This is a genomic window from Colwellia sp. D2M02 (assembly GCF_018860755.1).
In the GTDB taxonomy this organism is placed as follows: Bacteria; Pseudomonadota; Gammaproteobacteria; order Enterobacterales; family Alteromonadaceae; genus Colwellia; species Colwellia asteriadis.
In genome coordinates, this window is record NZ_JAHKPW010000085.1 from 77120 (window position 1) to 90041 (window position 12922).

Here is a 12922-nt window from a genome sequence, read left to right on the forward strand (position 1 = left end):
GCGGCGGACAGTGTGTTGCCTAGTCATTCTAAGCAAATACTGTTCAACAAAAATCTGCAAAAACAATCTCGAAAGAGCAACAGCCCCTCGCGCCATAACACATGATGTAAGCTAATGCGCTTCCCCTAGTATGGCTTTTCATTTAACACAACGCGATATTACCGCTAAACCCCTCCACTTACAACTTGTATATACAAGTATTGCCTTTTCTTAGCATTTGTGCGATCTTATCAGCACGTTCACTTAATTTCAGATAAAAAATGGCAGATACCAGTACCACCAAAAAAGTAGTTAAGCCTGCTAAATATAGCGTGATAAAACAATATATTTGCGAAAATATTGAGTCAGGCGAATGGCCACAAAATGCCAAAGTGCCCTCTGAAAATGAATTAACACAACAGTTTGACGTTAGTAGAATGACCGCAAGGCGCGCGTTGCAAGAGTTAACTGAGCAAGGTATTTTAGTACGATCTCAAGGTGCAGGAACCTTTGTCGCAACATTTAAATCTCAGTCATCTCTTTTAGAAATACGTAATATTAGTGATGAAATTAGTGAGCGTGGTCACAGCCATCATGCTAAACAACTCTTACTGAAGTCGATTGCCGTCACTGAAGAACTCGCTATTTTACTCAACTTAAAAAATAATGAGCATGTCTATTATTCTGAAATTTTACATTGTGAAAATAAACACCCAATTCAGCTAGAGCAACGCTATGTTAATGCGAGTTTAGTACCTGAGTATTTATTACAAGACTTTACTGAAATCACCCCACATGAATACTTATCATCAGTAGCACCATTAACTGAAGCAACACATGAAATTGAAGCGGTTTTAGCAAGCAGTGTGGTATGCGAGCAATTAGAAATTGATAAACAGACCCCTTGTTTACAAGTAAAACGAAGAACTTGGTCAAAACAAGGTGTTGTCAGTGTTGCTATATTAACCGCTCCAGGTGACAAATACCGTTTAGGTAGCCATTTAAAGTTTTAAAGACAATCCGCTCTTACCTGCCAATATCGTTAACAGCACTTTCGTTGATAATGACACGCTTATTGAAAAATAAAGTAACGAAAAAGCGCTACGCCAAAGTGATTGACGTAGCGCTTTTTTAATTGTTTACAGCTTAATAATCAACCTGTTATTAGGTTAGTTAAAACGATAGCTGAGATAAAATATCGTCTTCAACTAAATTAGCTAATGTTACTTTCAGTTTAGGTGTGCGAGCCATTTCACGTTTAATCGCGAAATTAGCTTCTTCATTACGTGCCCAACTACGACGAGCAATACCATTGTTTACATCGAATAATAACATAGACTTTAATCGTCGCTCTGCAGCTTCGCTACCGTCAAGCAACATACCAAAGCCACCATTAACAACCTCACCCCAACCAACACCACCGCCATTATGAATTGAAACCCAAGTTGCACCACGGAAACTATCACCAATAACATTGTGAATAGCCATATCTGCGGTGAAACGACTACCATCATAAATGTTTGATGTTTCACGGAATGGCGAATCAGTACCAGAAACATCATGGTGATCACGACCTAAAACTACTGGGCCAATTTCGCCCGCTTCAATCGCATCATTAAACGCTTTAGCAATTTCCATACGACCTTGAGCATCGGCGTAAAGAATACGCGCTTGTGAGCCAACCACTAACTTATTTTGTTTAGCGTCTTCAATCCAAGTGATGTTGTCTTGCATTTGCTGTTGAATTTCTTCAGGAGAATCCGCCATAATTTTTTTCAATACTTGCGCGGCAATAGCATCAGTTTTGTCTAAGTCTTCAGACTTACCTGACGCACAAACCCAGCGAAATGGACCAAAACCATAGTCAAAACACATTGGGCCTAAAATATCTTGTACATATGACGGGTATTTAAAATCAATACCATTTTCTGCCATAACATCGCCGCCTGCACGTGATGCTTCAAGTAAGAAAGCATTACCGTAGTCAAAGAAATAAGTGCCACGCGCAGTATGCTTGTTTACAGCATCGGCATGACGCTTTAAAGTTGCCTGTACTTTCTCTTTAAACACTTCAGGCTCTTCACGAATTAAACGATTTGATTCTTCATAGCTAATATCTACAGGATAATAACCGCCTGACCAAGGGTTATGAAGTGAGGTTTGATCTGAGCCCAAATGCACATAAATTTCTTGTTCATAAAAACGTTCCCAAACATCAACGATATTACCAATATAAGCAATAGAAACGACTTCTGCATTCGCCTGTGCCGTTTTAACACGGCTAATAAGGGCATCCATATTATCAATTAATTCGTCGACCCAGCCTTGCTGATGACGCTTGGTTGCCGCATTAGCATTAACCTCGGCACAAACCGTTACACAATTAGCAATATTACCGGCTTTAGGTTGTGCACCACTCATACCGCCTAACCCCGCAGTCAGGAATATTTTGCCTTGTGGGCTTTCCCCTTTATTCAACACTTTACGAAATGCGTTCATTACCGTGATAGTGGTACCGTGTACAATGCCTTGTGGGCCTATGTACATAAATGAACCCGCGGTCATTTGACCGTATTGCGTAACACCTAAAGCATTAAATTTTTCCCAGTCATCTGGCTGAGAATAGTTAGGGATCATCATACCGTTAGTAACAACAACACGTGGCGCATCTTGTGATGATGGAAATAAGCCCATAGGGTGCCCTGAGTAAATATGTAAAGTTTGGTCACTTTCCATTTCACTTAAATACTTCATTGCTAATAAGTATTGCGCCCAGTTTTGGAACACCGCACCGTTACCACCATAGGTAATTAGCTCTTCAGGGTGCTGTGCTACAGCAGGGTCAAGGTTGTTATCTACCATTAACATAATGGCCGCAGCTTGTTGGCATTTGGCTGGATAGTCATGCACTGAACGCGCTTTTAAGTCATAACTTGGCTTAAAGCGGTACATATAAATACGGCCAAAATCTTTTAACTCTTGGGCAAATTCAGTTGCGAGCTCTTGGTGCCATTCTTTTGGGAAATAACGTAAAGCGTTTCTTACCGCTAACTGCTTTTCATCAACGCTAAGGATATCTTTACGTTTAGGGGCACGATTGGCATCGGCTGGGTATGGCTTTGCTTTTGGTAATACGCTAGGAATACCTTGCTGTATGCTCTCTTTTAAAAGCGCTTGTTCTTGAGAATTCATTGGTGTCTCCATGATAAAGGCAGCCTTAGTTAACTTTAAGTGCTTGTGATTTAACTAATGTAATCATCGCGTCAATGTCAGGTTTTAACAGTCTGTCTTCTTCGAGCTTCGCGACTTTTTCTCTAATTATTTTATGATTAAGTTCAATAATCTCTGAGCATTTATTTGGGCGTCTGAACTCTATGGCTTGTGCTGCATACATTAATTCAATCGCCAATATTTTTTCAATATTTCCTAAAATCTGGTTTAATTTTCGGCCAGAAATACTGCCCATAGAGACATGATCTTCTTGTCCCATAGATGTGGGTACACTGTCAGCTGAAGGCGGGAAACAAAGTGATTTATTTTCTGTTACTAATGCCGCGGTTGTGTACTGCGGGATCATCATCCCTGAGTTTAAACCACCAGAGCTAGTTAGTAGCCTTGGCAAGCCATGTAAGCCTTCAAGCAATAAATAACAACGGCGATCTGAAATATTACCTAATTCTGCTGCAGCAATAGAGGCGTAATCAAGTACCATCGCTAACGGTTGGCCATGAAAACTACCACCCGAAATAGCTTCTTCACTGCTGATAACAATAGGGTTATCGGTAACTGAGTTCATTTCTATTTCAGCAAGCTCTTCTAAATGGCGATAAGCATTTCGTGAGGCACCGTGAACTTGTGGGATACATCGTAGTGAATATGGATCTTGTACGCGATCACAATGAGTATGATCAGCCATATTTTCTGAGTCTTTAAAAAAACTTCTCATGCGCCCAGCAACCTCGAGGTTACCTGGGAATGGACGCGTTGCATGAAGCTCTGCTCTAAACGGAGACTCGCTGCCTTGCATGCCTTCAATACTCATTGCACCAGTAATATCAGCTAAATCCAATAAGTAACGCATTTTAGTTAATGCCGTAATAGCATGAGATAAAATAAACTGGGTACCGTTAATTAATGCTAAACCTTCTTTTGCATGTAATTCCATTGGCTCTAAACCATGCTCTTTAAGTAACTTAGCGGCTGGTACGGTTTTATCACCTTGCCCCTCTTCATTACTCCAAAATTCACCTTCACCTAATAATGGTAAGAACAAATGAGAAAGTGGCGCTAAATCACCCGACGCACCAACTGAGCCTTGTTCTGGCACCACGGGAATTAAATCAAGTTCAATAAACGCTAACATTCTTTCAACAGTTTCCAAGCGAATACCTGAAAAACCTTGGCTTAACGCATGAACTTTAGTGATTAACATTAACTTAGAGATAGCTTTAGCGATTGGCTCGCCAACACCTACCGCGTGAGTAATAAGTAAGTTTTTTTGTAATAAATTGGTTTCTTCTGGTGTGATTTGCGTATCACACAACGGACCAAAACCTGTGTTTATGCCATAAACGGCTTTATCGGAAGCTGCCATTTTGTCAACACGCTGACGGCTAGTATTAATTTTATCTAATGCTTCTTGGCAAAGCTTAGCCTGAATACTGCCGTTAGCAATACCATTTACAATATCAAGGTTTAAACGGTCAATACCATAGTTAAACGTCATTTTAAGGCTCCTAAAATTTATCTCTTGTTGCACGTAGTGCTATTTATAACAGCATTGTAACTTGCTCTAGATGTTTCATAAATGCATAATAATCGTTATTCATTCCGGATTTACCGAACTAAAATCAACTTAAAACGAGTTAACTATTATGCAAGTTCATGACGTAGATTTACGACTCCTTAGAATATTTGTCGCCATTGTTGAGTGTGGCGGTTTATCCGCAGCAGAGTCACGTTTAAATATAGGACGGTCTACCATAAGTGCGCACTTATCTGACTTAGAAGTTCGTTTAGGTATAAAGTTATGCAGTCGTGGGCGAAGTGGTTTCGAACTTACAGATATGGGCCGAGTCACTTATCAAGCATCGTTAGAGTTATTACAACAATGTGCTGCGTTTGCCAGTACTGTGGCGAGTTCAAAAAACGAGCTTTCAGGGCGTGTCACTATTGCAACTATTGATACGTTAATCAACGATCCCCGTTGTGGCGTGGCACGTGTTATTTCAGCATTGAAAACCAAAAGCGATAACATTCAGTTTGATATTAATGTATGTGAAGCACGAGAAGTAGAAACCTCGGTGATTAATGGTCGGTCATTAGTCGGTTTAGGCGTTAGTCGGCATCATTTACGCGGTTTAGATTATTACCCTTTACACAATGAAACTAACTACTTGTATTGCGGAAAAGGGCATCCATTATTCAACGGTAAACCTTCAGAAATAAAGTCGTTATTGCAAGAGGCAGAAGTGATCACCAGTCACTATATGCGTGATAAAGAAGCTAGAAACGACGGCTTAAATTATCAAAACAGCGCGACGGCTTATCATGAAGAAGGCATAGCGCACCTAATATTATCAGGTGAGTTTATTGGTTACTTACCTGAATACTATGCCAACAATTGGGTCGATAAGGGGTTATTTAAGCCTATTCTACCCGACAAATATTCTTATCAAATTCCAGTAATGTTAATTTCTTCTAAAAATAACAATACTTCACCGTTAGCAAAGGCACTGATAGAAGAAATTAAGCGCTGCCATGTCACTGTTTAAACCAGCACGTAAGCTTTATTTTTTATAGCAAACTACTCTGAAATTAGTGCGGTAGAGATATCAGCAGCTGTTTTTAGCGTTCTAATTTCACTAAACAAGTCATCTGCTTGTGAGTAATGATTTTTTAAGTATTTAAGCCATTGCTTAATGCGATTAGGGTAATATTTACTTTTATCACCATGGGTTTCAAACTCAGTATAAGCAAGCAAGAGTCTTTGTACCTCTAACCATGGCATTACCTCACTTTCTTGTTTGATTACTTTACCCAAGTTAGGGATAGTAAGTGCGCCGCGGCCGACCATAATATCTTTACAGCCTGAAACCTCTCGACACTTTTTAGCATCTTCCAAACTCCAAATATCGCCGTTGGCAATAACAGGAATCGAAATCTCATTTTTGATTTTAGCAATCCAGTGCCAATGTGCTGGTGGCTTATAACCTTCAAGTTTAGTACGTGCATGTACCGTAAGCTGATTGGCTCCTGCGGCTTCAACTGCTTGTGCATTTTCAATAGCGAGGCTTTTATCTTCATAACCTAAGCGAATTTTAGCACTAACAATAGTATCGGCAGGTACCGCTTCTTTAACCGCTTTCACTATTTGATAAAGGTTGTCAGGATCTTTGAGTAAAATAGCGCCACCACGACTTTTATTAACCGTTTTAGCTGGGCAGCCAAAGTTAATATCCACACCACTTGAACCTAGTTCAATCACTTTAGCGGCATTTTCAGCCATGTATTGAGGATATTGACCTAACAACTGCACCCGTACAGGTGTACCAGCAGGTGTGGTGCAGCCATATGCGTCGGCTTCTTTGAGTTCAGGACAGTACCGATAAAACGCTCGTTCAGAAATAACTTGATCAACAACACGAACAAACTCGGTAACACATAAGTCGTAATTGCCCACTCGTGTTAGTAAATCGCGCATCAAATGATCTAACACACCTTCCATTGGCGCTAATACTACGCGCATTATGGTGAACTACTTTTAGGCTGGCTTTTTAAGTTATCAGTACTTTTTTTTACGCAGAGTACAACAGTTATTTTTTTGATAATTAAATAAAATACCAAGGTAATACTCGCGACAATAAGGTTAATGAAAACCGTAAATAATTGACTATTTTCAGACCATAAAAAAATAGGTCCGTAACCTGAAACATTAATAGTATTTAATAAAGAAACATGCAGCCAAATAACAATAAACAGTAGTTTATTTTGATGACGCTCGATTAGTTGTTGGGATAATTCCTTCAAAAATTACTCTATAGCATGGCCTGATAAATTTCAGCGCTATTATAACCAAGAGAGCAAGTCAGGGTAAACAAATTGGTAAGATAATAAACGTTGTGCTTTATCACCATTAACAACACGGGTATCTGTTTTAGTTTCTTGCTTAGAGAATACTGGTTCAGGTAGTGAGAGAGCTTGTGCCGCTCGCTGATAATATTCTCGCTTATTCGCTTTAGTGTTACTAACGCCATTAAAAATACCACTCGCAGCATTTGTATTAAGTAACGCTAAAATAAGACCAACGGCATCTTGCTGATGGATTAAGTTAACCGCCGCATCGCCATCAGCTAATGTTTTGTTTTTTCCGACTAAAAACTTACCTGGATGACGACTATCTCCCACTAAGCCAGCTAATCTCAACACATAAGCACAGCGCTGCCCATCAGCTTGAGCAAAAGCTAATGCAGCTTGCTCAGCTTCATGCAGTAGTTGCACCTTATCGGCAGAAAGTATCAAAGGTACTTCCTCAGTTACATCTCCCGATAAGCCATTATAAATTGCGCTACTACTTAACAATATAATTTGTTTTACAGCGTTGCTTTGCTCTGCGGCTTGAATTAACTGCTTTATTTTTTCAGGGTAATCAATACGCCCTTGTCGTAACTGCGGAGTTATAGCAATAACAAGCTGCTGACAATCAAATATACGGTGCTTATTCAGCGCTTCTTGCTCAGTAGGTATGAATAACAAATGCGTGTTTATACCTTGAGCGCTTAGTTCATTCACACTTTCTTCTCGGCTACGTGTAGCACTGACCTGACAGCCTTGGTTAATTAATTCTTTCGCTAACGCGCTACCTAACCAACCACAACCAATAATGCCAACACATTTATCTTTACGTGTCGCCTTATCGCCATTAACTCTACTCATTTTCTTTACCTTTAAAGACTTTAATTTGCTCAATTAACTGCTTTGCAATTGGGTTAGGCAGTGGTACTGATAAACTATACTGAGCTATTTTCCAACCGTTTGATGTTTTCATTAATACACCACTACCGCGACACAAACCATAGCTATCATTAGTTAACAGCTCGTCAAAATAGGCAACATCTGCGTTAGCTAACAAAGTAATATTTCTTTCAACCGATTGATATAACCAACCATCCCCACGCGTAAAATGAGGTGTTACAAATTCACTGAATTGTGCTTTATTCCAACGTTCGCTTGCATCGGTCCCCAAAAAAACAGCGTTGGGTGTCAGTAAGGCTAAATAACGCGTAGCATCGGCTTGCCCAGCCGCTTGATGAAAGGAATCAAGTACTTCATTTATACGTTGCTGAGTGTTTTTTTCTGATGTGCTAGTTAAATTATGGTTCGCGGTAACATTAAAGCTCACCGCTATTAATAAAACACAAACTCGTATTATTTTATTGATCATCGCTGCATTGTTCTCACTTTAAGTTTTAGTGGTTGCGCTTCGGTCATGCTCACTTAAGCACCTTAGTCATAGCATAATGATTAATATCATCAAATAATTGATAAACAAATCCTTGCTGCTGATAGCCAAGCTTAGCGTAAAAGCTTACCGCTAACTCACGTGCATTTAGTTTAATATATTTAAGCCCTATCGCTTTGGCCTGTTGCTCTAAATGGGAGATAATTTCTTGACCCAGCCCTTGCCCTTGAGCTTGAGGAGCAACTGCCATATAGCGTATTTGACCGACTTCTTCGTTAATAGCTTCAAGGCGACCCACTGCTAAAACTTCACCATGATGATTAATAATCATTCGATGAAAACTGCGATCTTCTAACTCATCTTGCTCACTACCTAAGGGCTGATGCCACGGCTGCCGCAATACTTGGTAGCGTAATTGGTAATACTTCTTAAATTCGATGGCACTTTCAGGTGACCTGCACGCATTCATTAGCTACCCTTAACAATATTAATAAATTATTTTAAGACAGAGGTTTATGAAGTTAACCCGCCACTTATCTCAGGGAAGGTTAGTCTATTTAAGTCAAAACGATGATGCAATCTCTGTTTATGAAAATGCACATTATCGCTGGCTAAACTTTGGTGGAACTGTGCAAAGTATTATGCACAAACGTAAGCCTTGGTTACTGACATTGCCACACCAAATAGCCATTCTTTTACCATTATTGATATTTCGGCCAACTAATATCACTGAACTTGGCTTAGGCGGAGGTAATATTGCGCGTTTTATTACTCACCTTTCCACTGAGATTTCATTTCAAAGTATTGAAGAAAGCCAAGTCGTGATTGACAGCTTCCTACAATATTTCAATCCAGAGTCATGCCAAAATACTATTATTCACAGTGACGGCCTACAATGGCTCACACAGCACAACAATAATCATTGGATAATATCTGACATCTACCGCCAAGATGAGTTTAGCTTTACTGAAGTGATTAAACAGCTCGAGCAACTAGTCGAGCACTTACAAACAACAAGCTGCTTAACTATTAACCTGCCAGATATTAGCGATGATGAAATGAATTTGTTTTTAACCGTTTTGGGGCAACTACAAAGCAGTCATCAGATCATCTATTTCCATATTCCTAACTACCGCAATATTATTATCCACCTTTATCCTGAACACTGGCGTACAGAGCCGCTGTTAAAACGAAATAGCTATTTAAATAAAGTAACGTTTAATCGTTGGAAAGGTTTCTGGAAACATGGAAAAACCATTATCTCAAGTAGCTTATGACCCTATAGCGGACATAAAAAAAGACCTTAGCAAATAAATGCTAAGGTCTTTTGGTTAACTATATAAAGCTAATTTATAAAAATTAAGCTTTAGTGATTACGTCAACTAATTTCCAGTTTTTAGACTTAGAAATTGGTGCAACTTCACTAATAGTTACTAAGTCACCTTCATTACATACGTTAGTTTCATCATGCGCTTTCAACTTAGTTGAACGCGTCATAAATTTACCGTAGATTGGGTGCTTAACACGACGCTCAATCAAAACAACGATAGACTTATCCATTTTGTTACTGATAACAACGCCTTGTAGTGTGCGGATTTTGGCTTCGCTCATTACTTACCTGCCTTTTCAGTGATGATAGTCTTAACACGTGCGATATTGCGACGTACTGTTCTTAGCAAATGAGTTTGTGCTAATTGACCAGTGCTTGCTTGCATGCGGTAGTTAAACTGCTCGCGAAGAAGCTCTAGTAATTCTGCATTTAGCTCTTCAATGCTTTTTGCTTTAAGTTCACTAGCTTTCATTACATTGCCGTCCTAGTTACGAAGGTAGTTTTGAATGGAAGTTTAGCAGCAGCTAAAGCAAATGCTTCACGCGCTAACTCTTCAGAAACACCTTCCATTTCATAAAGAACACGACCTGGAAGAATTTGGCAAACCCAATATTCTACAGAACCCTTACCTTTACCCATACGAACCTCAAGAGGTTTTTTAGTAATTGGCTTATCAGGGAAAACGCGTATCCAGATTTTACCTTGACGTTTAACATGACGAGTCATGGCACGACGAGCGGCTTCAATTTGACGCGCAGTCATACGACCACGTTCTACAGATTTCAAACCGAAAGTACCGAAGCTAACTGAACTACCAACATGTGCAAGACCACGGTTGCGCAGTTTAAATTGCTTACGGAATTTAGTACGTTTTGGTTGTAACATTACTGATTCCTCTACTTAGGCTTGCGGTTAGTTTTTCTTTTTGGCTTAGCCGCTGGTTCTTCTGCCTTAAGAGGCATTTTACCAATTACTTCACCTTTGAAAATCCAAACTTTAACACCAATAACACCGTAAGTTGTGTCACCACGCGCAGTTGCGTAGTCAATATCAGCACGTAAAGTATGTAAAGGTACACGACCTTCACGATACCATTCAGCACGTGCGATATCAGCGCCGCCTAAACGACCACTAACTTGTACTTTGATGCCTTTAGCGCCAAGACGCATTGCGTTTTGTACTGCACGCTTCATAGCGCGACGGAACATAACACGACGTTCAAGTTGGCTAGCAATACTGTCAGCAACAAGCTGCGCATCCATTTCTGGCTTACGTACTTCAGCGATGTTGATTTGAGCAGGAACACCAGCAATTTTAGATACTGCTAAACGTAATTTCTCTACATCTTCGCCTTTCTTACCGATAACAACACCTGGACGAGCCGTGTGAATTGTTACGCGGATAGATTTAGCTGGACGTTCGATAACTACTTTTGATAGTGATGCACGCTTAAGCTTTTCTTTCAAGAATTCGCGAACCTTATGGTCGCCATCTAGGTTGTCAGCAAAATCTTTGCTGTTTGCAAACCAAGTAGACGCGAAAGGTTTCGTGATACCTAAGCGTATACCGGTAGGATGTACTTTTTGACCCATACTAATATACTCCTAAGAATCAGACACAATCACAGTGATGTGACTAGTGCGCTTAATGATACGATCGGCACGGCCTTTCGCACGTGGCATAATACGCTTCATTGTTGGACCATCGTCAATCATAATTGTTTTAACGAATAATTCATCAATGTCTGCACCATCGTTGTGCTCTGCGTTAGCGATAGCTGAGTTAAGTACTTTTTTAACTAAAACAGCAGCTGATTTGTTGCTGTAAGTTAAAATTTCAAGTGCTTTCTCAACATGTACGCCACGGATTTGATCCGCTACTAAACGCGCTTTTTGAGCAGAACCGCGGGCAAATTTATGTATAGCTTTAGCTTCCATTATAATCTCCCCTATCTCTTAGCTTTCTTATCAACGACATGGCCGCGATAAGTACGAGTTGGTGCAAATTCTCCTAATTTGTGACCGATCATTTCTTCGGTAACAAATACAGGAACGTGTTGACGGCCATTATGGACAGCGATGGTCAATCCGATCATAGTTGGAATGATCATTGAACGACGGGACCAAGTTTTAATTGGCTTTTTATTCCCGCTTTCCACCGCTTTCTCTACCTTCGTCAACAAGTGTAGGTCAATAAATGGACCTTTCTTGAGGGAACGTGGCATGGTGAATCCTTATATTATTCAATTCTTCATGCTGAACTTAGCTTTTAACATAAGTTAACTAAGCTCAAACAATCAGAATATTAATTTAATGCACTAATTACTTAGTACGACGACGTACGATAAATTTATCTGTACGTTTGTTCTTACGAGTCTTGTAACCCTTAGTTGGTACACCCCAAGGTGATACCGGGTGACGACCGCCAGATGTTTTACCTTCACCACCACCGTGTGGGTGATCAACAGGGTTCATGGCAACACCACGAACTGTTGGGCGAACACCGCGCCAGCGTGAAGCACCAGCTTTACCCAGAGAGCGAAGCATGTGTTCAGCGTTGCCGATTTCACCTAAAGTAGCACGACAATCTGCTTCGATTTTACGCATTTCGCCAGAGCGAAGACGTAAAGTAACGTAAGCACCATCTTTCGCAACTAATTGTGCGTAAGTACCAGCAGCACGAGCGATTTGAGCGCCCTTACCTGGTTTAAGTTCGATTGCGTGAATAACACTACCTAAAGGAGCATTACGTAACGGCATTGCGTTACCAGCTTTAATAGGAGCGTTAGGACCTGAGATGATTGTATCACCAGCAGTTAAGCCTTTAGGGGCTAAGATATAACGACGTTCACCATCTGCGTATAAAACTAACGCAATGTTAGCACTACGGTTAGGATCATATTCTAAACGCTCAACTTTAGCAGGAATGCCATCTTTAAGACGTTTAAAATCGACGATACGGTAATGTTGCTTATGACCACCACCAATGTGACGAACCGTAATGCGACCATTATTGTTACGACCACCTGACTTAGACTTAGTGTCTAATAATGGTGCGTAAGGCTTACCTGTATGAAGCTCTTTGTTTACCACTTTAACTAGGTGACGACGACCCGGAGAAGTAGGTTTACATTTTACTATAGCCATTTTTAG

17 protein-coding genes are annotated in these 12922 nt (G+C 40.2%); 3 read left to right on the forward strand and 14 right to left on the reverse strand.

The features are described from left to right. The first annotated feature begins 260 nt into the window (after positions 1–260). Entirely contained in the window at positions 261–992 is a 732-nt protein-coding gene (gene hutC / locus KO495_RS16325) for a histidine utilization repressor (RefSeq protein ID WP_215981468.1), read from the forward strand. Positions 993–1152: 160 nt separating this feature from the next. Here hutC and KO495_RS16330 read toward each other — a convergent pair whose 3' ends face one another. After that, positions 1153–3171, reverse strand: coding sequence for a urocanate hydratase (locus tag KO495_RS16330; protein ID WP_252739025.1), 2019 nt, complete (start codon positions 3169–3171; stop codon positions 1153–1155). 25 nt (positions 3172–3196) lie between these two features. Beyond that, entirely contained in the window at positions 3197–4705 is a 1509-nt protein-coding gene (gene hutH / locus KO495_RS16335) for a histidine ammonia-lyase (protein ID WP_215981470.1), read from the reverse strand. Between the two features lie 148 nt (positions 4706–4853). Between hutH and KO495_RS16340 the strand changes: the two genes are divergently transcribed. Beyond that, positions 4854–5753, forward strand: a complete 900-nt coding sequence (locus KO495_RS16340; RefSeq protein ID WP_215981471.1) for a LysR family transcriptional regulator — start codon at positions 4854–4856, stop codon at positions 5751–5753. A gap of 32 nt (positions 5754–5785) precedes the next feature. Here the strand turns inward: KO495_RS16340 and dusC are convergent, their stop codons facing one another. Genes dusC through KO495_RS16365 form a run of 5 tightly spaced genes read right to left on the reverse strand, consistent with a single transcriptional unit; the run spans position 5786 to position 8909 of the window. Beyond that, positions 5786–6727, reverse strand: coding sequence for a tRNA dihydrouridine(16) synthase DusC (dusC, locus tag KO495_RS16345; RefSeq protein WP_215981472.1), 942 nt, complete (start codon positions 6725–6727; stop codon positions 5786–5788). After that, positions 6727–7008, reverse strand: coding sequence for a hypothetical protein (locus KO495_RS16350; RefSeq protein ID WP_215981473.1), 282 nt, complete (start codon positions 7006–7008; stop codon positions 6727–6729). The genes dusC and KO495_RS16350 overlap by 1 nt, the downstream gene beginning before the upstream one ends. A gap of 39 nt (positions 7009–7047) precedes the next feature. Next, complete coding sequence (locus KO495_RS16355) at positions 7048–7914, reverse strand: NAD-binding protein (protein WP_215981474.1); 867 nt, start codon at positions 7912–7914, stop codon at positions 7048–7050. Continuing rightward, positions 7907–8422 carry a nuclear transport factor 2 family protein gene (locus KO495_RS16360; RefSeq protein ID WP_252739026.1) on the reverse strand — a complete coding sequence of 172 codons (516 nt, stop codon included), beginning with the start codon at positions 8420–8422 and terminating at the stop codon, positions 7907–7909. The genes KO495_RS16355 and KO495_RS16360 overlap by 8 nt, the downstream gene beginning before the upstream one ends. A 49-nt stretch (positions 8423–8471) precedes the next feature. Continuing rightward, positions 8472–8909, reverse strand: a complete 438-nt coding sequence (locus tag KO495_RS16365; protein WP_215981475.1) for a GNAT family N-acetyltransferase — start codon at positions 8907–8909, stop codon at positions 8472–8474. A 46-nt stretch (positions 8910–8955) separates the two neighbouring features. Between KO495_RS16365 and KO495_RS16370 the strand changes: the two genes are divergently transcribed. Next, positions 8956–9717, forward strand: coding sequence for a hypothetical protein (locus KO495_RS16370; protein WP_215981476.1), 762 nt, complete (start codon positions 8956–8958; stop codon positions 9715–9717). Positions 9718–9799: 82 nt separating this feature from the next. Here KO495_RS16370 and rpsQ read toward each other — a convergent pair whose 3' ends face one another. The 7 genes from rpsQ to rplB form a co-directional block, all read right to left on the reverse strand. Further along, positions 9800–10051: a 30S ribosomal protein S17 gene (gene rpsQ, locus KO495_RS16375; protein WP_215981477.1), complete on the reverse strand. Its 252-nt coding sequence runs from the start codon at positions 10049–10051 to the stop codon at positions 9800–9802. Further along, positions 10051–10242: a 50S ribosomal protein L29 gene (gene rpmC / locus KO495_RS16380; protein WP_159821672.1), complete on the reverse strand. Its 192-nt coding sequence runs from the start codon at positions 10240–10242 to the stop codon at positions 10051–10053. The genes rpsQ and rpmC overlap by 1 nt, the downstream gene beginning before the upstream one ends. Beyond that, the gene (rplP, locus tag KO495_RS16385) at positions 10242–10655 is read right to left on the reverse strand and encodes a 50S ribosomal protein L16 (protein WP_215981478.1); all 414 of its coding nucleotides are present in this window, start codon (positions 10653–10655) and stop codon (positions 10242–10244) included. Before rplP ends, rpmC begins: the two co-directional genes overlap by 1 nt. Positions 10656–10666: 11 nt before the next feature. Continuing rightward, a complete protein-coding gene (rpsC, locus tag KO495_RS16390) occupies positions 10667–11362 on the reverse strand; it encodes a 30S ribosomal protein S3 (protein WP_215981479.1) in 696 nt (231 codons plus the stop codon). A 12-nt stretch (positions 11363–11374) separates the two neighbouring features. Further along, entirely contained in the window at positions 11375–11707 is a 333-nt protein-coding gene (gene rplV / locus KO495_RS16395; RefSeq protein ID WP_215981480.1) for a 50S ribosomal protein L22, read from the reverse strand. Positions 11708–11718: 11 nt separating this feature from the next. Then, positions 11719–11994, reverse strand: a complete 276-nt coding sequence (gene rpsS, locus KO495_RS16400; protein ID WP_215981481.1) for a 30S ribosomal protein S19 — start codon at positions 11992–11994, stop codon at positions 11719–11721. 97 nt (positions 11995–12091) lie between these two features. Continuing rightward, positions 12092–12916 (reverse strand): 50S ribosomal protein L2, encoded by an 825-nt coding sequence (gene rplB, locus KO495_RS16405; protein WP_215981482.1) that lies wholly within the window; start codon positions 12914–12916, stop codon positions 12092–12094. Positions 12917–12922: the final 6 nt, after the last annotated feature.